General features: G+C 63.1%; 24 protein-coding genes. 13 read left to right on the forward strand and 11 right to left on the reverse strand.

The features are described from left to right. The first annotated feature begins 27 nt into the window (after nt 1-27). Complete coding sequence (locus HNQ40_RS16445; protein WP_184678907.1) at nt 28-687, forward strand: MBL fold metallo-hydrolase; 660 nt, start codon at nt 28-30, stop codon at nt 685-687. Between the two features lie 8 nt (nt 688-695). Here HNQ40_RS16445 and HNQ40_RS16450 read toward each other — a convergent pair whose 3' ends face one another. From HNQ40_RS16450 to aspS, 4 genes are all read right to left on the reverse strand, one after another. Beyond that, a complete protein-coding gene (locus tag HNQ40_RS16450) occupies nt 696-1,802 on the reverse strand; it encodes an alpha/beta hydrolase (RefSeq protein ID WP_184678908.1) in 1,107 nt (368 codons plus the stop codon). 69 nt (nt 1,803-1,871) lie between these two features. Continuing rightward, a complete protein-coding gene (locus HNQ40_RS16455; RefSeq protein ID WP_184678909.1) occupies nt 1,872-2,822 on the reverse strand; it encodes an endonuclease/exonuclease/phosphatase family protein in 951 nt (316 codons plus the stop codon). Between the two features lie 101 nt (nt 2,823-2,923). Next, the gene (gene asnB, locus HNQ40_RS16460) at nt 2,924-4,879 is read right to left on the reverse strand and encodes an asparagine synthase (glutamine-hydrolyzing) (protein WP_184678910.1); all 1,956 of its coding nucleotides are present in this window, start codon (nt 4,877-4,879) and stop codon (nt 2,924-2,926) included. 89 nt (nt 4,880-4,968) lie between these two features. Beyond that, nucleotides 4,969-6,756: an aspartate--tRNA ligase gene (aspS, locus tag HNQ40_RS16465; RefSeq protein ID WP_184678911.1), complete on the reverse strand. Its 1,788-nt coding sequence runs from the start codon at nt 6,754-6,756 to the stop codon at nt 4,969-4,971. A 95-nt stretch (nt 6,757-6,851) separates the two neighbouring features. On the opposite strand from aspS, the gene HNQ40_RS16470 reads away from it, so the two are divergent. Further along, a complete protein-coding gene (locus HNQ40_RS16470) occupies nt 6,852-7,523 on the forward strand; it encodes a riboflavin synthase (protein ID WP_184678912.1) in 672 nt (223 codons plus the stop codon). Between the two features lie 28 nt (nt 7,524-7,551). On the opposite strand, the gene HNQ40_RS16475 is transcribed toward HNQ40_RS16470, so the two are convergent. The 4 genes from HNQ40_RS16475 to gluQRS form a co-directional block, all read right to left on the reverse strand. After that, nucleotides 7,552-8,835, reverse strand: a complete 1,284-nt coding sequence (locus tag HNQ40_RS16475) for an HD-GYP domain-containing protein (RefSeq protein WP_184678913.1) — start codon at nt 8,833-8,835, stop codon at nt 7,552-7,554. A gap of 164 nt (nt 8,836-8,999) precedes the next feature. Beyond that, entirely contained in the window at nt 9,000-10,280 is a 1,281-nt protein-coding gene (locus tag HNQ40_RS16480; RefSeq protein WP_184678914.1) for a PP2C family protein-serine/threonine phosphatase, read from the reverse strand. Nucleotides 10,281-10,330: 50 nt separating this feature from the next. Beyond that, nucleotides 10,331-10,843, reverse strand: a complete 513-nt coding sequence (locus HNQ40_RS16485) for a DUF192 domain-containing protein (protein ID WP_184678915.1) — start codon at nt 10,841-10,843, stop codon at nt 10,331-10,333. Then, nucleotides 10,822-11,775, reverse strand: coding sequence for a tRNA glutamyl-Q(34) synthetase GluQRS (gene gluQRS, locus HNQ40_RS16490; protein WP_184678916.1), 954 nt, complete (start codon nt 11,773-11,775; stop codon nt 10,822-10,824). The genes HNQ40_RS16485 and gluQRS overlap by 22 nt, the downstream gene beginning before the upstream one ends. A 19-nt stretch (nt 11,776-11,794) precedes the next feature. Between gluQRS and purN the strand changes: the two genes are divergently transcribed. After that, nucleotides 11,795-12,439, forward strand: coding sequence for a phosphoribosylglycinamide formyltransferase (gene purN, locus HNQ40_RS16495; protein WP_184678917.1), 645 nt, complete (start codon nt 11,795-11,797; stop codon nt 12,437-12,439). Nucleotides 12,440-12,571: 132 nt separating this feature from the next. Here purN and HNQ40_RS16500 read toward each other — a convergent pair whose 3' ends face one another. Further along, nucleotides 12,572-13,549: an MDR/zinc-dependent alcohol dehydrogenase-like family protein gene (locus tag HNQ40_RS16500; RefSeq protein ID WP_184678918.1), complete on the reverse strand. Its 978-nt coding sequence runs from the start codon at nt 13,547-13,549 to the stop codon at nt 12,572-12,574. Nucleotides 13,550-13,699: 150 nt separating this feature from the next. Here HNQ40_RS16500 and HNQ40_RS16505 point away from each other — a divergent pair, with 150 nt between their 5' ends. Both HNQ40_RS16505 and HNQ40_RS16510 read left to right on the forward strand, forming a co-directional pair. Then, nucleotides 13,700-14,596 (forward strand): NAD(+)/NADH kinase, encoded by an 897-nt coding sequence (locus tag HNQ40_RS16505; RefSeq protein WP_184678919.1) that lies wholly within the window; start codon nt 13,700-13,702, stop codon nt 14,594-14,596. Nucleotides 14,597-14,622: 26 nt separating this feature from the next. Then, the gene (locus HNQ40_RS16510) at nt 14,623-15,330 is read left to right on the forward strand and encodes an HAD family hydrolase (RefSeq protein WP_184678920.1); all 708 of its coding nucleotides are present in this window, start codon (nt 14,623-14,625) and stop codon (nt 15,328-15,330) included. A gap of 11 nt (nt 15,331-15,341) precedes the next feature. Here the strand turns inward: HNQ40_RS16510 and HNQ40_RS18145 are convergent, their stop codons facing one another. Then, a complete protein-coding gene (locus tag HNQ40_RS18145; protein WP_221435592.1) occupies nt 15,342-15,638 on the reverse strand; it encodes a DUF2934 domain-containing protein in 297 nt (98 codons plus the stop codon). A gap of 243 nt (nt 15,639-15,881) precedes the next feature. Continuing rightward, complete coding sequence (gene bcp / locus HNQ40_RS16520; RefSeq protein WP_184678921.1) at nt 15,882-16,358, reverse strand: thioredoxin-dependent thiol peroxidase; 477 nt, start codon at nt 16,356-16,358, stop codon at nt 15,882-15,884. Between the two features lie 188 nt (nt 16,359-16,546). On the opposite strand from bcp, the gene gmd reads away from it, so the two are divergent. The 8 genes from gmd to HNQ40_RS16560 all read left to right on the forward strand — a co-directional run bounded on the left by gmd (nt 16,547) and on the right by HNQ40_RS16560 (nt 24,174). Continuing rightward, on the forward strand, nt 16,547-17,611 hold the full coding sequence (gene gmd / locus HNQ40_RS16525; RefSeq protein WP_184678922.1) for a GDP-mannose 4,6-dehydratase: 1,065 nt from the start codon (nt 16,547-16,549) through the stop codon (nt 17,609-17,611). 2 nt (nt 17,612-17,613) lie between these two features. Beyond that, complete coding sequence (locus HNQ40_RS16530) at nt 17,614-18,582, forward strand: GDP-L-fucose synthase family protein (RefSeq protein ID WP_184678923.1); 969 nt, start codon at nt 17,614-17,616, stop codon at nt 18,580-18,582. A 125-nt stretch (nt 18,583-18,707) separates the two neighbouring features. Further along, nucleotides 18,708-19,724, forward strand: a complete 1,017-nt coding sequence (gene fbp / locus HNQ40_RS16535) for a class 1 fructose-bisphosphatase (RefSeq protein WP_184678924.1) — start codon at nt 18,708-18,710, stop codon at nt 19,722-19,724. 35 nt (nt 19,725-19,759) lie between these two features. Then, nucleotides 19,760-20,761 (forward strand): bifunctional riboflavin kinase/FMN adenylyltransferase, encoded by a 1,002-nt coding sequence (gene ribF / locus HNQ40_RS16540; protein ID WP_184678925.1) that lies wholly within the window; start codon nt 19,760-19,762, stop codon nt 20,759-20,761. Continuing rightward, nucleotides 20,758-21,849 (forward strand): DHH family phosphoesterase, encoded by a 1,092-nt coding sequence (locus HNQ40_RS16545; protein WP_184678926.1) that lies wholly within the window; start codon nt 20,758-20,760, stop codon nt 21,847-21,849. The genes ribF and HNQ40_RS16545 overlap by 4 nt, the downstream gene beginning before the upstream one ends. 567 nt (nt 21,850-22,416) lie before the next feature. Then, on the forward strand, nt 22,417-22,989 hold the full coding sequence (dcd, locus tag HNQ40_RS16550; protein WP_184678927.1) for a dCTP deaminase: 573 nt from the start codon (nt 22,417-22,419) through the stop codon (nt 22,987-22,989). A 93-nt stretch (nt 22,990-23,082) separates the two neighbouring features. Then, nucleotides 23,083-23,361, forward strand: coding sequence for a hypothetical protein (locus tag HNQ40_RS16555; RefSeq protein WP_184678928.1), 279 nt, complete (start codon nt 23,083-23,085; stop codon nt 23,359-23,361). A gap of 27 nt (nt 23,362-23,388) precedes the next feature. Further along, nucleotides 23,389-24,174: a hypothetical protein gene (locus HNQ40_RS16560; protein ID WP_184678929.1), complete on the forward strand. Its 786-nt coding sequence runs from the start codon at nt 23,389-23,391 to the stop codon at nt 24,172-24,174.

Consider the following 24,174-nt stretch of genomic DNA (forward strand, 5'->3'; position numbering starts at 1 on the left):
CCGTCGGCTTCCCGGTAAGATGCTTCGATGCAAGAACCCGGCGCGATCAACATCGAAATCTTCCCCCTCGGCGACTTCCAGACCAACTGCTTTGTCGTGTCGCGCCCCAGCGGCGTGGCGTGGCTGGTCGATGTCGGGCAACATCCCGCAGAGATGCTCGACCACGTCGAAGAGGCGGGCCTGAAGGTTGAGAAGATCATCCTGACCCACGCCCATGCCGACCACATCGCCGGGGTCGCCGAGGCCCTGCAGCGGTTCCCCGACACGCCGTTGCTGATCCACGAGTCCGAGCGCGACTTCCCCGGCGACGCGTCGCTGAACCTCTCGCTCTACATCAGCCAACCCGTCGTCGCCCCCGACCCGACGGGCGTGCTCACCCACGGCCAAACCCTCGAACTCGACGGCGTCAGTTTCGAAGTCCGCCACACCCCCGGCCACAGCCCCGGCGGCATCACGCTCTACCAACCAGACACCGCCACCGCCATCGTCGGCGACACGCTTTTCGCCCAGTCCATCGGCCGGTTCGACTTCCCCACCTCGGATGGCCCGCTGCTGATCAAATCCATTCACGAACAGCTGCTCACCCTACCCGACGACACCCGCGTCCTGCCGGGCCACGGCCCCGAAACCACCATCGGACGGGAACGGGCGAGTAACCCGTATCTGCGCGAAACCGATCTGGTCTGACTCCGGTTTTAACGAGCCTGAGAATCTGCGAGGCCATCCACCCACGCCCGGAGGCGCGGCTCAATGTCCGTAAAATCATCGCGCAAGAACGATGTGTGTCGCCCCTTGGGATAGACCACCAACTCGACTCGGTCGGGGTTGGCGTCGCGTAGTTTTTCCGCGCCTTCGAGCGGGGTCGCCTCATCTTCCGCGCCTTGCAGGATCAGCACGGGTACCTCGACACGGGTGATCTGGTACAGCGCGTTGTTGGTGGCCATGTCGGTGCCGGTGCGTTCTTCGATCTTGGCCTGGGCCTCGTTGATCGCCTGCTGGTTGACGGCCCAATTGAGATAGAAGAACCAGGAGATCGGCCTGAACTGCCGAGCGAAGGCCCGGACCCCCGGCAGCATGCTGGGCCGGATGTCGGCCAGCGGGGCGAGACCGACCACGCCCTGGACCCGCGAGTCATGGGCCGCCCACTGGATCGCGACACCGCCGCCGTAGGAGTGCCCGATGACGCCAACGGGAAGCGGGGACGGTCCGTGCTGAGCTTCGACATGGTCGAGAAGCGCCGAGAGGTCTTCGACTTCCCGGAAGCCGGAGGTGACGTATTCGCCGGTGCTGTCGCCGTGACCGCGCAGATCGGGCAGGATCACCCGGCAACCCGCATCGGCGAGCGTGGCGCTGAGGTGCCAAAGCGTATCGGTGGTGCGGACCTGACTGGCCCAGCCGTGCAAGACCACCACGGTTGCGCGGGCCTCAGCGCCCGGAGCAGTGGGTCCGCGTTCGGTGCGGACCAGCCCTTTACCGGGGCGCTCCTTTGAATCGACGTAACGCCAGCCCGGAGCAGCGGCGGGGGCGGCTGTTTGCTCGGAGTCACGGATAAAACTGACTTTGGCGGGACCGGGTTCCATCACCCAGTAGGCGAGGCTGACTTGGGGCGGGCCGGGCACTTCCAACTCATCAGAGCGGTCGTAGATCGCGGCCACCGGGCGTTCCGGGTCTACGGCCTCCCGGCCACCGTTCGGGGCGTTGGTGAAGGCGATCGCAATGGCATTGGATATACAGCCGCTGGCCCCCACCAGACAAGCCGAAAGGAGTAAACCGCTGAGCACACGCGAAGACAGCATCGTCATGCGTAAGCGTAGGCTTTTGAACTCACCGTTGCCGGTCTGCATGCACAGATAACTGAAGCAACCTGCGTTTTAGTCCAGCCGAAACTCGGCCGAGAGCGGGCGGTGGTCCGAGCCCGAGGTCAACGACTCGGAACGGATCACGGTGGCCGATCCCTTGACGTAACGCTCCGCCATCGCGGGGGTGACCAGGATGTAGTCGAAGGTCGCCGGGGGGTATCGGCCGCTGCCGGGGATGGTCACGCGTTCTTTGTCGGAGAGGTCGGCGTGGACATCGATCAGCAGCGGATCATCGCCGGGCTCGGTTGCGAGCAGGTGCTCCATCGCGGGCCAGGGCCGGGGCTGTTCGGGGCGGGTTTCGTAGTTGGAGTTGAAGTCGCCGCCGAGCACCGCGAGGAAGCCGGGGTCTTTGTCGACCTCTTCCTGAATGATCTTCTTGAGCGCGATGGCCTCGGCGGTGCGGTAGAGGCGAGAGTTGGGGTCGTCCGGGCCGTCGCGGTTGCTCTTGAGGTGGATCGAGAAGACTTCGATCGGGCGGTCCAGCCCGGCATCGATTGTGACCCGCATGACGTCCCGGGCAAACTTCCACTCCCGGCCGGGGGCCTTGGGGTTGGTCAGCGTGGTGAAGCGGTAGCTCCGCAGTTCCTTGATGGGGAAGCGGCTGATCACGCCGAGGTTGATCCCACGGCCCGAGTTCGTGCGCTGCGCCGCGATGTATTCGTATCCCTCGTTGGGCAGGAACTCGTCGACCATCGCCTGCAGCAGATGCTCGTTCTCGAGTTCCTGGAAGACCACCACATCGGCGTCGAGCTTCTTGAGCGCCTTGGCCATCGTCGCGATGTCACGCCGCGACTTGACCCGCACGCCCTCGTCGCCGGTGTAGGGGTCATCGAAGACATCGAAGAAGTTTTCGACGTTGTACGCACCGATCGTAATCGTGTCGGCCGAAGCGGACGGAGTCATCCCCCAACCCGCCACGAGAATCATCAACCCCAGAACCACGCCATGAAGCGGTCGAAGCATCGAAAAAGCCTTCCAAAAAATCAAAACAAATACGTCAATACACCAACGGTTCGGCGGCTCGGGCCGACCCCTTAGCATAGCAGTGAAATGTGAGTAACGCTTTAGTCGATCCCGACGCGGGGCACGGGCGGCGGGGCGGTCTCGAACCAGTCGCACCACAGCGAAAGCTGCAAGAGGCTGAACAACCGGTGGGTGTGATCGGCCTGGCCGCTGCGGTGCTCTTCAAACATCCGCCGACTCACCGCGGCCTCGACGCCCAGCACATCAAGCTTGCCGTCAAAAAGATGATCGTGCAGGTCGTCACTCAGACGCTCCCGCAACCAGTCGCCCATGGGCACCGCGAAGCCCCGCTTCGGGCGTCGACAGATCGATTCGGGCAGATACTTCCCGGCGAGTTGCCGCAGCAGGGCCTTGGGTTTTCCGCCGGGCATCAACACCTTGGTGGGCAGGTGGCCCGCCAGGTCGCAGACCTGCGTGTCCAGCATCGGGCAGCGCACCTCCAACGCCACCGCCATCGCCGCCCGATCCACTTTCCGCAGCAGCTCAAAGGGCAGGTAGTACTGAAAGTCCCAGCGCATCGCGGCGTGGGCCAAGTCGTCCCAAGGCTGCCAGTTGGGCAAGTTCGCACCCGCGGAGCTCGGCTCAACCTCCTGGATCAAGCCCGGGACAAGCGACTCGATGTCCTGGTCGGTGAACAAGTGGATCATCGACTGATACTGCTCGCTCGGCTGAGACCCGGCACGGGCGGCATCCACCAGGCGCCCCAACCGTGCGCGCGAGGACTTGGCGTCGCCACCGAGCAGGCCGCGCGGGATCGACTTGATCCAGCCGCGGTGAGTCGCCAGCAGACGCATCGCGCGGTAGCGGTCGTAACCGCCGAACAGTTCATCGCCCCCATCACCCGAGAGCGCCGCCTTGCAGTGGGGGCGAGCAGTCTTGCAGAGCCAGTGGGTCGGCAGGAGCGAGCTGTCGGCGGTGGGTTCACCTGTGACTGCCATGAGGCGCTTGAGGTCCGCCATCGCGTCGCCGATCTCGCACTGCAGCACGGTGTGCTCGGCCCCGATGTGATTGGCCACCTCGATGGCGTGAGGCGTCTCGTCGTACTGCACATCGGGCATCGCGACGCTGAATGTCCGCAGCCTGCCCGCTTTGAGTTTGCCCAGACGCCGCTGCCCAATCGCCGCGATCACCGAGGAATCGATCCCGCCCGAAAGGAAGCAGCCCAGCGGCACATCGGCCTCGAGCCGTTTCTCGACCGCCTCGGTCAAAACCTCGTCGAGCGCGTCCACCGCGCCTAGGGCCGTGGAGTGTTTGCTGATCGGCGGGGGACGCCAATAACGGCGGATCTGGACTTCGCCATCCGCCTCGATCCGCATGAAGTGGGCCGCGGGCAATTCGTTCACCCCATCGACCATGGATTGGCCAAACGTGTAGCCCAGCCGGAGGTAATTCAATAGCGCCTGACGCTTGATCTGCGCCTTGTCGTCGGCGGGCAGGCCCGCGGTGATGGTGCCCACCAGGCTGGCGAAGACAAGTTCTCGCTGGTCCTGTGAGTAGCGGATGAACAAGGGTTTTTTGCCCGCACGGTCTCTTGCCATGAAGAGTCGGCGGTCCGCCTCATCCCAGATCGCAAAGGCGAACATGCCGTGGAGGTGCTTGGGCAGGTTCTCTCCCCACTGGCGGTAGCCGTAGAGGAGCACCTCGGTGTCGGAGTGAGTCGAGGCAAAGACGTGTCCGCGTTTCTCGAGCTTGCGGCGGAGTTCTTTGTGGTTGTAGATCTCGCCGTTGAACACCAGGTGCAGCGGGCCGGACGAGCCGCGGCGGGGGACAGCGTGGCGGTCGCCGTCCATCGACTCACTCGCCGACAGGTGCATGGGCTGTTGGCCCGACAGCAGGTCGATGATCGACAGCCGGGTGTGAACCAGCGCGCATCGCCCGTGCTCGCTGATGCCGTCGCCATCCGGCCCACGGTGCTTGAGGTGCGCGAGCATCGCCCCGAGCCGATCGGTGTCGATCGGCAGGTCGTCGAAGCGCACAATGCCTGCGATTCCGCACATGAAATGGCCATCCGTTAGCCCCCGGCTTTGCCGGGGGAGGCGGGGTGGAGACGACCCCTGGCACAGCCAGGGGCTAACGGGAACGTTGCTTACGCCGTGGGGGCTTTGACGGGAAGCTGGATACGTAGATTCAATTCTTTCAGCTGCTCTTCGTCAACCGGCGAGGGCGCTTCGGTCATCAGGTCGGCACCGTTCTGCGTCTTGGGGAAGGCGATGACGTCGCGGATGTTGGACGTGCCGACCAATTGCATGACGGTACGGTCGAGGCCGAAGGCCAGGCCGCCGTGGGGCGGTGCGCCGTAGTTGAGCGCGTCGAGCAGGAAGCCGAACTTGGCCTTGGCTTCTTCCTCGTCGATGCCCAGGAGCTTGAACACCTTGGACTGGACGTCGGGCCGGTGGATACGGATCGAGCCGCCGCCCATCTCGCTGCCGTTGAGCACCAGGTCGTAAGCCTTGGACTTGATCGACGCGATGGTGTCGTGGTCGTCCGAGTCGAGCTTGTCGAGGTCTTCGTCGTTCGGGGCGGTGAAGGGGTGGTGCAGGCTGTCCCAGCGCTTCTTGTCTTCGCTCCATTCGACCATCGGGAAGTCGACGACCCACAGCCACTCGGCCTGCTTGGGATCAATCATCTCGAGGTCATGCGCCAACTTCACACGCAGTTCGCCGAGGACGCGGTGGACCGTGGCGGGCTTGGGGTCGACGCCGAAGCAGATCAGGTCGCCGTCCTCAGCACCCATGCGCTCGACCAGCGGCTCGGCGATGGGCATCAGGAACTTGGCGACGCCGGTGGCGATCGTGCCGCCCTCGACCTTGCAGATCGGCAGGCCGCCCGCACCGAACTGCTTGACCCACTCAGCCAAGGCGTCGGTTTCCTTGCGGGTCATCTTCGCGCCGCCGGGCACGCGGATGGCTTTGACGATGCCGCCTTTTTCGACCGCGCCGCTAAACACCTTGAAGTCGGTCTGCGTCGCGAGGTCCGAGACGTCGATCAGCTTCATGTCGAAGCGGAGGTCCGGCCGGTCGCTGCCGTAGTCGTTCATCGCGTCGGCGTACGTCATCCGCTTGATCGGGTTGGGGATCTCGATGTCCAGCACGTCCTTCCAGATGCGACGCATCAGACCCTCGTTGACGCTCATCACGTCTTCCTGCTCGACGAAAGCCATCTCCATGTCCACCTGGGTGAACTCGGCTTGACGGTCAGCGCGGGGGTCTTCGTCGCGGAAGCAGCGGGCGATCTGGATGTATTTCTCGATGCCGCCGACCATGAGGATCTGCTTGAAGAGCTGCGGGCTCTGCGGCAGGGCGTAGAACTCGCCTTCTTGCAGGCGCGACGGCACGAGGAAGTCGCGGGCTCCCTCGGGGGTGCTGCGGCAGAGGAAAGGGGTCTCGACTTCGTAGAAGCCCTGCTCGTCGAAGTAGTCGCGGGTGATCTTGGTCACGCGGTGGCGGGTCTTGAGGATGTGCTGCATCGCCGGGCGGCGCAGGTCGACGTAGCGGTAGCGCAGCCGGGTCTCTTCGCCGACCTTCTCGGCCTCGTCGGGGATGAAGGGCGGGTTCGCGGCGTCGTTGAGCACGATCGCTTCGGTGGCGTCGACTTCGATCTTGCCGGTGGCGAGCTTGGGGTTCTCGCCGCCCTCACGGACGATGCACTTGCCGGTGACGGTGATGACGTCCTCACGACGCAGCTTCTGGGCCACGGCGTGGGCGTCGGCGGCCTCGGGGTGGAAGACGATCTGCGTGATACCCTCGCGGTCGCGGAGGTCGATGAACCGCACGCCGCCGTGGTCACGGTAGTTGTTGACCCAGCCCGAGAGGGTGACGGTCTGGTCCAGGTGGGTCTCGCGGAGCTCGCCGCAGGTGTGGGTTCGGTAGTTCATGGTGGGTCGATCGGGCCTGGGGGTTCAAAACACACCCGGGCGATCACGAGGCGTCGCCCGGGCGGGGATCGAGGATGATACCTAAACTGTCTTCCATGTTCACCGGCATCGTCCAAACCCAAGGCCTTATCCGTACGCTCACCCCCAACGAATTCGGGGCCCGGCTCACCATCGACCGCGGCGGGCTCACCCCCGACACCACCCCCGTGGCCCAGGGCGACTCGATCTGCGTCTCAGGCGTCTGCCTCACGGCCGTGGATATCACCGACCAGACGCTGGGCTTCGACGTGATCGCCGAGACCCTGGCCAAGACCAAACTCGGCGACCTGGCCGAGGGCGACACGGTCAACCTCGAACCCGCCGTCACCCCCAGCCAGCCGCTGGGCGGCCATTTCATGCAGGGCCACGTCGACGGCGTCGGCGAGATCGTCAAGGTGCTCGACTCCCCCGAAGAATGGCGGACTACCGTTCGGCCGCCCGCCGAGCTGATGCGCTACATCGTGCCCAAAGGCTCGGTCGCAATCGACGGCGTCAGCCTGACCATCGCCTCGGTTACCCCAGACACGTTCGATGTGGCACTGATTCCCGAAACGCTCAGCCGTACCACGCTGGGCGTTCAACGCGAAGGCACCCGCGTCAACCTCGAGGCCGACATCCTCAGCAAAACCGTGATCCACGCGATGGAACGGATGGGCGCGGCACCGGCCGCCAAGCCCAGCACCGAGGTCACGATGGACACGCTGCGCGAAGCGGGCTTCGCCAAGTAATCAATCTTTCGTATCCACCCCGCAGTGATCAGATCACCTGGGGCAGACGCGGCTTCTTCATCGCGATCAGTTGATCGATCGAGAGCCCGTTGCTGTGGTCTTTCGATTGAATCCACTCGTGCATGATCTCCCCAGCCTTGGCGAGGGTCGGTTCACTGAACCGGCAGAACACCTCGGCCATCTCGGGGTCGAATTGAGTCCCCGCACACTGGCGGATCTCGTCCATCGCCTCTTCGTGCGTTTTGGTTTCGCGGTACGACCGGTCACTGGTCATCGCGTCGTAGGAGTCGGCGATCGCTAACACCCGGGAAAGCACGGGAATCTGTTGCCCGGCCAGTTTGTCGGGATAGCCCTGGCCGTCCCATCGCTCGTGGTGGTGGCGGACGATCTGGTTCGCACGGTCCAGGTGGGGGATGCGCTTGAGGATTTCGTGGCCGACCACGGGGTGGACCTTGATGATGTCGAACTCTTCGGGGGTGAGCTTCTCGGCCTTGTTCAGGATGTCGTCGGGGATCGCGACCTTGCCGATGTCGTGCAGGAGCCCGCCGAGGCGAACGATCGATTGGTCTTCATCGCTCATCCCCAAGGCCTGAGCGAGCGCCACGGCGTAAGCGGTCACACGTTGGACATGGCCGCCGGTGTAGGAATCACGCGATTCGATCGCCAAGGAAAAACCGCATACCACTTCAACGATCATCTCGTTGAGCGACTCGATGAAGTGGCGGTTCTCCAGCGAGATCGCCACGTAACGCAGGATCGAATGCAGGAGTCGGTCGCGCAGCTCATCGCTGATGGGCGAAGCCCCCGAGGTGGTGAAAACCAGGCTGCCGAAGAACCTCTGGTGCATCAGGATCGGCATCGCGGTGGCGGTCTTGCCGTCGGCCAGCGTCATCCTGAGCCGACTGGGATGGGGCTGCTGATAGAACACGCTCTCACACAATGCCGCGATCTCGAGCGGCAGATCTGACTCGCCCACCACGACTTCACCCAGCATGTGCACCATGCCCAGCGCACCGGCTTCGGTGGCCTCAACGACCCAGACCTCGGCGCTGCCGGTCATCATCGCAACCTGTTCCATCGCGTCGGCGAGGAGTTCATCGTTATCGGTATGCACGGCCAAGCCATCGATGACCTGCTCAAGAACCCGCAGCTGCTTGTACTGCTGCAGCGAGGCCGTCGCCGCGGATTCGCTCTCGCGGTTGATCTGCGCCGCAAGATGCGCGATCTCTTCGATCTGTTGCAATACGGCCTGCGGCTCTCCGGGCGTTCCGGATTCCTGTTGCCGCGCGGGCTCACTCGTGTCTGAAATCATGATCCTCACTCACACAGATCGGCGGCACAAAGAAATGACACTCACGCCGAGGATTAGTCACCCCATAGAGGATCGGGCATTTCCCTAATCCAATTAAGTAAAACATCAGGCCCAAATCAGGGATTATGGCCTCCGGAAGCGGTTTTGAATGATTCGAAATGGGCTTACGCCACCGAGCGGGCATCAACCGCATCCATCGCCGCTCGTTGAGCCACGACATCCGCGTTAGCCGTGACGCTGGTGCAGATCACCGTCAGGTCATCGCGTTGATTCAATGAGCCGGATTGCAGGTCGAGTCGGCTTTGGAGGAAATCCAACGCCTGTTGGCCGCTCCCCTTGCGGAGGCCCTCAAACTCTTTGGTGTAGTGCTCGTTGGCCAGCCGTCCCTTTTCGCCGCGGCCCGGGAAGGCGACCTCGAACCCGTCTGAATACAACAGGAACCGATCACCGTCTTCCAGGTCGATCACAAGCTCCTCGAACACTTCTTCTTCGAAGATCCCCAGCATCGCGCCGTCGGGTTCAAGCCATTGGGTCTGGCCGTCGCCGCGAAGCAGCAGCGGGGCGGGGTGCCCGGCGCGGGCGATGGTCAGACGTTGGGTCCGCGTGTCAATGACGCCGTAGGCCGCAGTGCCGAGGCTGGCGCTGCCCGCGTCAAGTTCGATCATGGCTTTGTTGAGCGTGGAAAGCGCTTCGCCGGGGGGCAAGATGCGGTAACCCGGGCCGATGCCGGGCGTGATCTGACGGGTCTGGATCGACTGCTTGATAAAGATCGAAACCAGCGCCGCGGGAACGCCGTGCCCGACCGCGTCGGCGATGAATACGCCCACGTGGTGCTCATCCAGACGCTCCACGTCGTAGATATCGCCGCTGACGTAAGACGCGGGACGCCACATCACATCGAACCCCACGCCATCGAGGTCCGGGAGCTGCTTGGGGAGGAATTCACGCTGGATCTTCACCGCCATCCGCAGTTCTTCGTCGATCTTGTCGAACTGCCCAGCCATGCCCTTGCTCTGGGCTTGCAGCATGCGGGATTCGATCGATAGCGCGTGGACGGTCGACATCTGGGCGCTCAGGCCGGAGATGACCAGCTTGACCTCTGGCGTAGACGCATCCATGGGACACGCCACCACGCCGTTGTCCAGCGCGGTTCCCAGCGGTTCGCTCATGCCGGACCGAGAGACCAACACCGGGATGTTCTTCTCTTGAAACTCTGAGCAGAGCGCAAACTCGTGCGAGTCGGCGTCTGCGCTTTCGAGCCAGACCCACGCCAGCATCCGCCCGGTAAGCTCGAATTCGCCGGAGATCACGGCCAACGCGTTCACGGTCTGAAGGGTCGGCCGTTCGTTTTCGCCCAGCGCCTCGATCAACGCCTGGGCCGCGGCCAGTCCTCGCACGCCGCCGTCTTCCGTATCCGCCACGACCAGTAAGGTTGATCCGAGCATGCCCAGGCATTTCCTAGAAAAAGGAAAGAGTCTTCCCGGGAAACATCGACTTACTGAGCCCGGCGCTTAAGCTCCAAGATCGGCAGATCGATCTGATCACCCTTCTTAACCCCCAAACGCTCCACCGTTCCGCCCGCCAATTCGATAACCAACGCGGACTTCCCTTCGCTGCGGTAGCCCTTGAGGTCTTGTTCCGGGGTGCCGGGCGGCTCGATCTGCATCGCGTGAGTGTTCAGCACAACGCCCTTCGGGTCGAGGTACATGATGTCGATCGGCACCAAGCATCGGCGCATCACAAACGTCCGGTCCGCTTCGTAGGGAAACACAAACAACATCCCGCCGTCGGGGGCGATGAAATCGCGGTCGCTGAGGCCCTGGACTCGGCTGTCCTGATCCATCGCGAGCTCCAGCTTGAAGACCTCGCCTTTGATCTCGACCCGCTGCACCCCGCCGCTGGCCGTGTCGTTGGCGCAGCCTCCAAGTATCAACGCGAGCAGCACCAGCGCAAGCGCGGCAGGGGCAAACGCCCATCGGGATGAGTTCAGGTGTTTTGCATCAGCCATTGGTGGTCATCCGGGGTAAAGATAATGGGGTCGGGAGAGAGTTTGGCCCAGTCGAACGTGCGGAGGAATTCGTCGGCGGCAAGTTCTTCGCGGGTGTCGGTGAGTCCGCACCACCACGCGAGCAGGCCGACGATCCGCTCGGGGCGGACGCCCTGTTCGCGGTACATCGCGGTACGGGTGTCGCCGTGTCGTTTGGCCAGGCGGTGCCCGTCTTCGCCGAGCACGAGCGGGACATGGTAGTAGCGGGGGCGGGGCGACAAGCCCAGTGCGTCCTGGAGAAAGACCTGACGGGCCGTGGAACGCAGCAGGTCGTCGCCGCGGACGATGTCGGTCACGCCTTGGTGGTCGTCGTCGACCACCACGGCGAGTTGGTAGGACGGCAGGCCCGCTTTGGTCTGGACAATGAAGTCGCCGACCTGTTGCTGAACATCCACAGCCTGAGGGCCGTGCAGCTCGTCGACAAATGTGATCTCGCCCTCGGGGACGATCACACGTATCGCGGTGTCGGCTTCCTCGGGGATCGGCGGGGCGTCGGCGGGGCGGTTCTCCGGCCGGTAGAGCCCGGGGTAGCGCTGCTCGTGGTCGTCGACGTGGGGGGCTGAGGCCGCAGCAAGAATCTCGCTGCGCGTCGCGGGACAGCGGTAGGTCAGCCGCTTACGGCTTAGCGCTCCTAAAGCTTCTTCATAGCGAGACAGGTCGTGGGATTGGAAAATCGCCTCACCGTCCCAATCCATCCCCAACCAGTCGAGGATGTCGATGGCCTGCTGCGAGGCCTCGGGTTTGACCCGTGGGCCGTCGAGGTCTTCGATGCGCATGACGATGGCCCAGCCGTTCTGCCGGGCGGCGGCCCAGTTGATCAGGAACGTGCGCATGTTGCCCAGGTGCAGCGCCCCGGTGGGCGAGGGGGCCAGTCGTGTGACGCGGTCAGTCATCGCGGGGTATGTTACCCCGATGGCAAGCGACGACTCATCTCCGAAACCCCTGCCGATCGCGGTCCTGCTCAGCGGCGGCGGCACGACCATGCTCAACCTCGCCAAGCAGATCGAGGCGGGCACGCTCAACGCGCAGATCAAACTCGTCGTCGCATCGAACGACACCTCGGCGGCCAAGGGGATAGAGCGAGCCGAGGGGTTGGGCCTGCCGTGCCCGGTGATCCGCCGGAAGGGCCACGACGACACCGCGGCGTTTTCACAAGCGATTTTCGACCGGGTGCGTGAAGCGGGGTGTGAACTTGTGTGTCTGGCCGGTTTTCTGAGTCTGCTTTCGATCCCCGAAGACTTCGAGGGCCGGGTGATGAACATCCACCCGTCGCTGCTGCCCGCGTTCGGCGGCAAGGGCATGCACGGCCGACACGTCCACGAAGCCGTGCTCAATGCCGGGGCCAAGGTCTCGGGCTGCACGGTTCATATCGCAGACAACACCTACGACACCGGCCCGATCCTGGTGCAGAAGACCTGCCCGGTGCTGCCCGGGGACGACGCGGACGCGCTGGCAGCGCGGGTGTTCGAGCAGGAGTGTTTGGCGTACCCCGAAGCGGTCGCGGCGTTTGCCGAGGGAAGGGTGAAGTTCCACGACGGGATCGCGGTGGTGGAGTGAGAAACCCGCTCCCCCCTCGGGGGAGCTGTCGCCGAAGGCGGCTGAGGGGGAATGTGAGTCCTCTGCCGCAGAGATATGGGCAGAGCCCCCTCCGACCCGCTTCGCGGGCCACCTCCCCCGGCGGGGGAGGGGTTAGGGCTCGAGTAGGATCTTGATCGTGTCGGAACGGGTGGCGGCCTTGAGGGCGGCGACGCCATCAGCGAGTTTCATGCGTTTACTGATGAGGCTATCGACGTCGATTGTCTGGGCACTCAGCGCCTCGAGCGCATCGGGGAACGGGCCGCAGCGCGAGCCGATGAGGTTGATCTCGTGGATCACCAGCGGGCTGAGGTCGATGTGCGGCTCGTCCTGAGCGGGCGGGGTGGTCGTGGTTTTCATCACGATCGTACCGCGTGGACGCACCATCTGCATGGCCGTCTCGAGGCCGCGGGGCGAACCCGTGCAATCGATCACGATGTCCTGGTCTTGACGCAATCCGACGTCGCCGAGCAGGCGGTGCTTGATACCCCACTTTTCACAGCGGGCGAGCTTGTCTTCGTGTTTACCCACGACGCGGACGGTGGCGTTGAGCTGGTTCACGACCTGGGCGACCAGCAACCCCAGCCGACCGTCACCGAGCACGGTGATGAACGGCCGGCCTTCAACGGTGAGCTGACGCAGAATCTGGAACGCCGCCGCCAACGGCTCGGTGAACACCGCGTGGTCGTCGCTGACATTGTCCGGCACCTCGTAAAGGTTCTCGACCGGCAACGCGAACAAATCAGAAAAACACCCGTCCCGCTCGAAGATGCCCAGCACGCTGCGGTCCCGAGCGTGATCGCGGAGCCCCGCCTTGCAGAGGTCGCAGATCGAACGCACGCAGTTGATGTTGCCCACCACCCGCTTGCCGATCCAGTCGGCGTGCTTCTTCTCGGCGACGACTTCGACCACGCCCACAAACTCGTGGCCCAGTACGCCGGTGAACCCCATGTAGCCGCGGCAGATCTCCAGATCGGTCGAGCAGATGCCCAGCCGAGTTGGGCGGATCAGACACTCGCCCGGCGGCGCAACGGGTTCGTCGCGGCGGGGTTCGAGAATCGGCTGAGTTCCGTCGAAGACGAGGGCTTGCATGGGAAAAGCAGAAAATCAGGAAAGCAGCGAAACAGAAATCATACGCGTGATAGGGTCATCGGGTAGTGGGGCGGAGGGCTTTGGTTTTTTCCGATTTTCCACCTTCCTGCTCTCATGTTTTCCTGCTTTTTTATCCCGTACACTACTGCCATGCCCACGCGTCCCCGCATCTTGATTCTGGCGAACATGAAAAAGGAGCCGGTGCTCCGGGCCATCGAGGAGTTCGGCCCGTGGCTGCGAGAACGCGCCGAGGTCGTGGCGGTGATGGACACCTGGGAGACTCGAGACGGATTCGACGTCGAGCCCCCCGAGTGCGACCTGACGTTTGTGCTGGGCGGCGACGGTACGTTCCTGTCCCAAGCCCGGGTGATGGTCGATCGGGGCGTGCCGCTGCTGGGGGTGAACTTCGGCAAGGTCGGCTTCCTCGCGGATTTCGAGATCGAAGACGTCAAGGCCCACTGGGACGCGATCGCTTCGGGCACCTGCGTCCAGACCCAGCGGGTGATGCTCGACGTGGACGTCATGCCCATGGACACGCCCAAGTGGGACGGCAAGGATGTCGAGCCGGAGTATTCGTACACGGCGATGAACGACGCGGTGATCACCGCGGGCCCGCCGTTCCGGATGATCGAGATGGACCTGGCGATCGAGCCAGACGTCTCGCAGCGCTCGGCGCTGACGTTCGGCGGCGACGGGATCATCGTGGCGACGGCCTCGGGGTCCACGGCGTACAACCTCAGCGTGGGCGGGCCGATCGTCTCGCCCGGCGTCGACGCGATGGTCGTCTCGGCGATCGCGCCGCAGTCGATCGCGTTCCGCCCGATCGTGTTTGGGGCGGACTGTGATGTTTGGATCACCATGAACCGGGCGAACGAAGGGACGACGCTGGTGATCGACGGCCAGCAATCGACCAGCATTCAGGAAGGCCAACAGGTCCGAATCCAGCGGCACCCCAACCGCCTACAGTTGTTCCAGAACCCCAACCGCACCTACTGGAACACGCTGTCGCACAAGATGCACTGGGCGGTCCGCCCCAGCCGAACGTAGCTGAACGACTTCAGGAAAGCCCCGCCATGCCCCGCACCATGCTGTTGTTCGACATCGACGGGACGCTTGTGGACACCGGCGGGTCTGGATTGCGGGTGCTACACGACACTGCGGCGGAACTGTTCGACGGCCAACTCTCGTTCGAAGGCATCGACACCGCGGGACGGCTCGACCCCTCGCTTTTCGCCGAGGCGGCACGGAAGAGCGGATTTGATCCGGGGCCGAGCGATCATGACCGGCTGCGGGACGCGTACATCGAAGCACTCGACAGGGTTCTGGCATCCGTGGATACCCAACTCCGCTCGCTCCCGGGCACCCTCGACCTGATGGCCGAGCTTGCCCAGCTTGTAGCGGACCGTAACGGCGACGCCCCGGTGCTCGGCTGCCTCACGGGCAACTACGGCGGGGCGGCTCGGGTGAAACTCCGGGCGGCCGGGTTCGACCCTGGGTTATTCACGGTTTCGGTCTTTGGCGATGAGGCCCCGACCCGCCCGGGCCTCACGGAGATTGCTCTGCAGCGCTACGAGGCAGAACACTGCCACGCGCCCGACCCGGCTCGGGTGGTGGTCATCGGCGATACGCCTCACGATATTGACTGTGCCCACGCCCACGGCTGCGTCGCGCTCGCGGTGGCGACGGGGCGGTTTGATCGGCAGCAACTCACCGAGGCTGGGGCCGACATCGTGGCCGACGACCTGTCGGATGCTTCGGTGGTGCTGGACCTGATTCGTTAGAGGCTGAACGCTCAGCCGCGGAGTTCGGCGACGGCCTGATCCCAGTTGGCCTGTTCCTGGCCGTAGGGTCGGCCTTTTTCAAGCCAGATCTCGTAGGCCCGCTTCCCGATCTGCTCATCGGTGACGACCGGGGCCTGGGGCTGAACCTCGGCGGGCTCGGCGACCGCTTGGACCTCGACCACCTTCTTGGGAGCCACCGTTTTCGACTTCGCAGCCTTCTTGGGCTTGGATGCCGAGGCCTTAGCGCGGGGCTTCGTGGCGGTTTTCTTGGCGGTCGTCTTGCGTGCTGCGGGTTTGGTGGCGCTCATAATCAGAATCAATCCGGGAATAGGGGTGGGCAGGCTTCAGGGGTTCGATTCAACCGTCCCATACTCATGTTCTGCGGGAGCCAGGCGGGACCAACACAAGGGTTGGCGTAAAGCGGATCGCAGAATCGGACAACGATTAATTCGTTACGCCCAACATATCGATAGCGAAAAAATATATCTAGGCCCTAAGGGGCCTAAATACATATTTATTGCAATTTAACTGTGGACGTTAGGGCAGGATGATTACTTAGTGTGTTCTTCGAGAGCTTCGAGAACCGCCTCGACGTGGCCGGGCACTTTCACCTTGTCCCAGCGGTGAGCGACTTTGCCTTTGGGGTCGATGAGGTAGGTGGTTCGGACCACGCCCATGTACTTCTTGCCGTACATGGATTTTTCCTGCCAGACGCCATATTTGGTACAGATGGCCTGATCGGGATCGGCCAGGAGTGGGAAGTTCAATTCCTGCTTGGCGGCGAACTTCGCGTGGGACTTCACATCGTCCGGGCTGACGCCGAATACGACGGCCCCGGCCTTCTGCAAGTCCGCAGCGGCATCTCTGAACGCACAGGCTTCTTTGGTACAGCCCGGGGTGCTGTCCTTGGGGTAGAAATAGAGAACTACCCATTTTCCCTTAGAGCTCGAAAGCCGGTGGGATTGGTCATCCTGGTCCTTGAGATTGAATGCCGGGGCGGTCTGCCGGATTTCGATGAGTTCTGACATATTTTTTACTCTGAGGGGTGGTATTGCGGCGGTTCTTGAGTCAGACTGTAGGGTCGGTATCGAACACAATCGAACCGACCGAGATACAATCTCGTCTTGCTTGGAGGAACGAAGGGGGCCTCGCACCGAGCGGTTTGACGTAAACTGCCTAAATTATCGCTGCCCTTGCTGCCCGTCGGAGAATTGTTTTGGCTAATGAATCTAAATGCGCCCTGATCACCGGGATTACCGGCCAGGATGGCTCGTATCTTGCCGAATTTTTGCTCGAAAAGGGCTACGACGTCCACGGCATCATCCGTCGGGCTTCGACGTTCAACACCGACCGGATCGACCACATCTACACCGACCCGCACGACGACGGGCCCAGCCTGAAGCTGCACTACGCCGACCTCACCGACGCCAACAGCCTGTACAAGGTCCTGCGGGCCGCCAAGCCCACCGAGGTGTACAACCTGGGTGCCCAGAGCCACGTCCGCGTGAGCTTCGACCAGCCGATCTACACCGCCGAGGCCACCGGGGCCGGCACGATCAACCTGCTCGAGGCCGTCCGCCAGTACCAGGACGAATTCGAGACCCAGGTCCGCTACTACCAGGCGTCGACCTCCGAGATGTTCGGCGGCATGCCCGAGACCGCGCCCCAGTCCGAAGAGACCCCGTTCCACCCGCGTTCGCCCTACGGCGTCGCCAAGCTCTACGGCCACTGGATCACGATCAACTACCGCGAGTCGTACGACATGCACGCCTCCTGCGGCATCCTGTTCAACCACGAGTCGCCCCGCCGCGGCGAAACCTTCGTCACCCGAAAGATCACCCGCGCCGTCGGCCGGATCAAGCACGGCCTGCAAGACAAGCTGTTCATGGGCAACCTCGACGCCAAGCGCGACTGGGGCTTTGCTGGCGACTACGTCGAGCAGATGTGGCTCATGCTGCAGCAGGACACCCCGGATGACTACGTCGTCGCCACCGGCGAAACGCACACCGTCCGCCAGTTCTGCGAGCGTGCGTTCGGACGTGTCGGCCTGGACTACAACGACTACGTCGAGATCGACCCCCGCTACTACCGGCCCGCCGAGGTCGATCTGCTCTGGGGCGACCCGAGCAAGGCCAAGCGTCAGCTCGGCTGGGAGCCGCGTGTCACCTTCGAAGGCCTGGTCGACATGATGGTCGACGCCGACATGGAGCTGGCCGCTCGCGAGAAGACCCTGATCGACGCGGGCCATGAAGTTGCGGGCGTTGAAGGCGTGAGGCACTAAAAATGATTCAGTTGAAGGACCACCGGATCGTCGTGACCGGCGGGGCGGGCTTCCTCGGACGATTTGTCGTCGAGGCGTTGAAGTCGCGCGGCGTCACAGATGAGCAGATCTTTATCCCACGCCGCAAGGACTACGATCTAACCCAAGAGGCGGACGTCGTGCGGCTGTACGACGACGCCAACCCCGACGTTGTGATCCACCTCGCGGCCGAGGTCGGCGGCATCGGTGCGAACCAGATGCACCCCGGGCGGTTCTTCTTTGCCAACGCCGCGATGGGCATGCACCTGATTGAGCACGGCCGTCGCCGGGGTATCAAGAAGTTCCTGCAGACCGGCACCGTGTGTGCTTACCCCAAGTTCGCCCCGGTCCCGTTCAACGAGCAGGACATCTGGAACGGCTTCCCCGAAGAGACCAACGCGCCCTACGGCGTCGCCAAAAAAGCGCTGTTCGTCATGCTCGACGGCTACAAGCGGGAGTACGGCCTGGACAGCAGCGTCGTCGTCCCGGTCAACCTCTACGGCCCGCACGACAACTTCGACCTCGAAACCAGCCACGTCATCCCCGCGCTGATCCGCAAATGCGTCGAGGCCCGTGACAACGGCGACGCCAACATCACCTGCTGGGGCACCGGTAGCGCTTCGCGTGAGTTCCTGTTTGCTGAGGACGCGGCCGAGGGCATCGTCGTGGCGACCGAGTCGATGGACGACCCCACGCCGATCAACCTCGGCACGGGCAACGAGATCAAGATCAAGGACCTCGTTGAGCTCATCGCCCGCCTGAGCAAGTTCGAAGGCGACATCGTCTGGGACAGCACCAAACCGGATGGCCAACCCCGCCGTTGCCTGGACACCTCCAAGGCCGAGAACCTGATGGGCTGGAAGGCCCAGGTCGGCTTCGAAGAAGGCCTGGCCCGCACCATCGAGTGGTTCGAGCAGCACCGCCACGAGGTCCGCGAAGTCGTTTACGGCTAAGCACCGCTTAATAACTTCACCATCATTTTGTCTGCAACCCGCCACCTCCCGCCCCTGGGAACGGGCTACACTGCGCTGAGACAACCCAAGCAAGGCCCGCTTACCACCCCCTTTCAGGTTTACGCATGGCAATCAAAAAAGACGGCGACTTCGTCACTTTCACCCAGTTCATCCAGGACGAGCAGAAGAAATACCCCGGCGTGTCCGGGCGGTTCTCGTGGATGATGTCCGGCGTGGCGCTGGCGACCCGCATGATCGGCAGCTACATCCGCCGGGCGGGCCTGATCGACGTCTGGGGCGAGCACGGCACCACCAACGTCCAGGGCGAGGTCGTCAAGAAACTCGACATCATGGCCAACGACGCGCTCAAGCGTACCCTGGGCTACCGCGGCAACGTCGGCATCATCGCCTCCGAAGAAGACAACGAGCCCCGGGTCCTCCAGGAGGTCGACGAAGAAGACAGCTACATCGTCATGTTCGACCCGCTCGACGGCTCGTCCAACATCGACGTCAACGTGTCGGTCGGCACGATCTTCACCGTGTTCAAGAACCCGCCCGCCGTGGTCGGGGCCGAGCAATCGGTCCTGCAGCCCGGTGCGAAACAGGTCGCCGCGGGCTACGTGCTCTACGGCAGCTCGACCGTGCTGGTCTACACCGCGGGCAGCGGCACGCACATGTTCACCCTAGACCCGCAGTTCGGCACGTACCTGCTGACCCGCGAAAATATCCAGATGCCCAAGCACGCCCCGCAGTACTCGGTGAACGAGGCCTACAGCCACACGTTCCCCGAGGGCTACCGCCGGTACCTCGACTGGGTCAAGCTGCAGGATTCGCCGATCTACTCGTCGCGCTACGTCGGCTCGCTCGTCGCGGACTTCCACCGCATCCTGATCAAGGGCGGCGTCTACATGTACCCGCCCACGAGCAACGACCCGCAGGGCAAGCTGCGTCTGATGTACGAATGCAACCCCCTGGCGTTCATCGCCGAGCAGGCGGGCGGCCTCGCCACCGCGGGGGACCAGCGCATCATGGACATCAAGCCCACCGACGTCCACGAACGCGTGCCCTTCATTATCGGCTCGCAGACAAACGTCGAAGAAGTCCTCCGCTACGCCGCCCCGAAGCAAACCGCGGGGGTTTGAGCTAGCTGGCCCCGGATTCGCCGCAGGATATCACCATGTCCGACCGCACCGTTCTGACCCTCGGCAACTTCGACGGCCCGCACGTCGGCCACCTGGCCATCCTGAATAAGGCCCGCAGCCTGGCCGAGCCGCACGGGGCCCGGGTGGTCGCGATCACGTTTGACCCTCCGCCCATCCAGGTGCTACGCCCCGGGCAGGAGCCGCCGATGCTCGTGCCGATCGATCAACGGATCGCTCGGCTGAAGCGGGGCGGGGCAGACCAGGTGCAGGTGCTGCGGCCGACCCCCGAGCTGTTGGCGCAGTCCGCCGAGCAGTTCATGACCGGGCTGGTCGAGGAGCATCACCCCGTGGCGATCGTCGAGGGCCCCGACTTCCGCTTCGGCAAGGGCCGTGAGGGCGACATGCAGAAGCTCGCCGAGCTTGGCAAGCAGCACGACTTCGAGGCGGTCTTGGTCCCCCGCGTGGAAGCCCCGCTTTCAGACCTGCAGCTCGCGCCCGTGAGCAGTTCGCTAGTGCGATGGTTGGTGGGGCGGGGGCGGGTGGCCGATGCCGCGGCGTGCCTGGGCCAACCCTTCAGTCTCACGGCGGAGGTGGTCAAGGGCGAGCAGCGTGGCCGACAGCTCGGTATCCCCACCGCGAACCTCGACCCGCAGCAGATCGCTCCGTTCATCGTGCCCGCCGACGGCGTCTACGCCGGGGTCGCCGAGGTCCCGGGCGTTTCGGACGGTAACGAGATTCAGGCCTATGCCGCGGCGATCTCCATCGGAGTGAAGCCGACGTTCGGCCGCAAGGAGCTCACGGTCGAGGCCCACCTGCTGGACACGCCCACGCCGCTCGAAGCCTTCGATCTGTATGGGAAAAAGCTGACGCTGCACGTTGCCCGCTGGGTCCGCGACCAGTACCCTTTCCCGGGAGTGGAGGCGCTGCGTGAGCAGCTACTCCGAGATATCGAGCAGACCCGGCAGTGGCACGCCGCGGGGACGATGATGCCGATCGCCGCCGAATCTTCTTCGTATCCTTTCAAGGTCAAGGCTTGAACTTAGCAACGTACACCCAGCCCACGCTCGAACTTTCCCAGGTCGCCGACCTCTTCCGGCAGACCGAGGGCCCGATCATGGTGCTCACCCACGCCAAGCCCGACGGCGACGCCTTCGGCTCGGTCGTCTCGCTGGTCGCCACCCTCCAAAAACTGGGCAAGACCGCCCGCGGCGTGTTCGTCCCGCCCGTCCCCGAAGCCCTGGGCAAACTCCACGGGGCCGAACTCGCAGACGTCTGGGACGAGGGGTATAGCCTGCCATTCGAGCCCGAGCTGTTCGTCGTCGTCGACACCGGCGCCTGGTCCCAGGTCGGCCCGCTCCGCGGATTCGTCGAGCCGCATCTGGACCGCACCGTCATCCTCGACCACCACCTCTCGGGCGATATCGAGGCCCAGCACCGCCACGTCGTCGGCGACGCCGCGGCGGCCTGCGAGATCCTCGCCGAGCTGATCGAGCTGCTGATCCCCGCGTGCGTGCCCCCGCAGGGCGGCCCCGCCACCGGAAGGCGTGACACAGACATCGCGGGCTACACCCCGCTGCCCCAGACCATCCGCGAGGCGCTGTTTGTCGGCATCGCCTCCGACACCGGCTGGTTCCGCTTCTCCAACGTCCGGCCCCAGACCCACGAGCTCGCCGCCAAGCTCATCCGCCAGGGTGTCGACCACGCCGACCTCTACTCCCGCCTGGAGCAGGGCGAACGGCCCGAAAAACTGGCCCTGCTCACCCGCGCCCTACAGAACATGACCTTCCACGCCCACGGCACCGCGGCGGTCATGGTCCTACGCCAGCAGGACTTCATCGACACCGGTGCCCGGCCCGAAGAGACCGAACGCCTGATCGACACCCCGCAGATGGTGGGGGCGCTCCAGGTGTTTGTGGTCGTCACCGAGGCCCAGACCGCCGACGGCCAGCCCCAGACCCGGATGAGCTTCCGCTCGAAGCACACCACCGACGACAGCGCGATCAACGTCGCTGACCTCGCCAGCCGGTTCGGCGGCGGCGGGCACGCCCGTGCCGCCGGGGCCAAGGCCGATCGCACGGTGGATGAGGTGTTGGCCGAGCTTTCGGGCATCCTTGCCGATCTCTAACCCGACTGGGACCCCTCAACCGCGTTTCCGGGCCGTGATTGCACCCCCACATCTTGGGGTAATCGCACGCTAATCCGCTGCTCATCCGGGCCTCACACCCCACTCATATCGAGCCTTGGCTGTGGAAAACCTGTCCCGTGGTGTCGCTACCCTGTCATCCCACCCGAAAACGCCTACCATAAACCAAACCACTAGAAAAAAGTGAATCCCGTTAAGCGCTTGAGTTCATGGCGCTTAAGGAAAACGACTATAAATAATCACTAGGTTTAGTGAAGAAATCGGTTGAGATCGCAAGATATAGTGGTTATGATGGTCGCCGCTCAGCCAATCTGCTGAGCTTTGGACGCTAGGGGCGTCCAACGTAAGGCCATCTCAAGGGACGCCAACATACGCCGTATGGACGGTATTTGGTTGGCGTGAGAAGGCCAATGTTTAGGTGGATTTGCGAATCCCGTATTCCGCTTCAACCGGCAGCCGACTGTCGGAAGGAATGTCGCCGCCGAATCTCGAATCGCTCGCACGCCTGCCCGTGCTCACTCAGGGGAATCCCAAGGAAGACCGTAACCCATGCCCGTACTTTGTGACAGCCAAATCCGTGAACTGGTCCCGATCGAGCCCTTCGAAGACGCCGTGAAGCGTCCGGGGAAGATCAGCTACGGCGTCTCGTCCTACGGCTACGACGTCCGCGTCGGCACCCTCTTCAAGATCTTCACCAACGCCCCGACCGACGGCGGCCAGTCCATCGTCGATCCCAAGCAGTTCGACGACCGCAACTTCGTCACCGTCGACACCCAGGACACCAACCGCGACCACGTCATCATCCCGCCTAACAGCTTCGCCCTCTGCGAGACCGTCGAAGAGTTCGACATCCCGCGTGACGTGCTGGTGATCTGCGTGGGCAAGAGCACCTACGCCCGCTGCGGCATCATCGTCAACGTGACCCCGCTCGAGCCCGAATGGCGCGGCAAGGTCACCATCGAGATCAGCAACACCACACCGCTGCCCGCGAAGATCTACGCCAACGAGGGCATCGCCCAGATGATCTTCCTCAAGGCCGAGCGCGTCTGTGCCCAATCCTACGCCGACAAGTCCGGCAAGTACCAGGACCAGACCGGCCTCGTCCTCCCGAAAGTGGATTGACTCCCATTAGCCCCCGGCTCTGCCGGGGGACGATGCGTCTGTCTCATTCCAACCGCCCCCGGGCAGAGCCCGGGGCTAACGGATCAACGAACCATGCCTTTTGAATCACTCGAATCCGAACTCGCCGCCCACCTCACCCAGATTTGTGAGGCCCAGATGTCCGGCCAGTTCGACCCCCGCATGGTGTTCCAACCCGGCCAAGGCTTGTCTGCCAAGTCACGCACCGGCGGCGACGACCACGTGATCTCCGCCGACATCGACCGCAACGACCTCCGCGCCCTGGCCACCCACGACTACATCAGCCTCGCCACCCCCCGAGCCCACTGGTTCGTGACCGCGACGGCCAAAGCACTGACCGAATACGCCGACTAATTTTTACCGTTCCTTCGGAATTATCCCGTGGATATAGCATCAACACTCAACAACAAGCGACCATCCGGCTGGCTGACTCAGTTTGCAGTCGGAATCATGTGCTCGCTCTCGATGATGCCTCCCATTTTTTTAGTTGGCGGAGCGAGTATTTATAACGAAGGATTTCGCATTATTAATTCGGGAACCATAGGCGAACGCCTGATGCTACCCCTTGTGATCCTCATTCTTGGCAACTTTATCTCGCGAATTGCAAGAGCAGTTTTCTACAAATTAGAGTGGCGCAAGCCTCCGCAAACAAAAATTTCGCGATTCCTAGAGAAGAAGTTTTGGTCTAAGCTTTTTTACTCCGCACGGACTGACACTTCTGAGTACATAACATTGGAACTTGCCGCAAGGCGTATCTGGCTAAACAAAACTGCAATCGATCCCTCAGACTTGTCTTGGTCAGAGCGGGCCGCTATCCGACTTAGCCTTGTTGACGATGGGGCGGCGGATGGGTTGAGCCAAAATGAATTCAACGTTGAATATTCAAGATCTCTTGCTGCCGCCTGCTTTCTCTCCTGTTCATTGTGCATTATCGCTGCCAATATTTACGGAACTTGGTTGATATCAATCTTGCTCTTTACGCTTTACGCCGTGTTTTTAAGGATGCACTTGCGTATGAGCTCAAATGCTGCGGAAGAGTGCGCATTTGACGAACAATCTAAGTTGGCCAAGTTCGTATTTGAAAATAGCACGGCACATTCAACTTCACCAGACTCAGCAAAATCACAGGAATTAAGCAGAGAGCATCAGGAAGAAATTTTAACCTGA

The organism is Algisphaera agarilytica (assembly GCF_014207595.1).
GTDB lineage: Bacteria > Planctomycetota > Phycisphaerae > Phycisphaerales > Phycisphaeraceae > Algisphaera > Algisphaera agarilytica.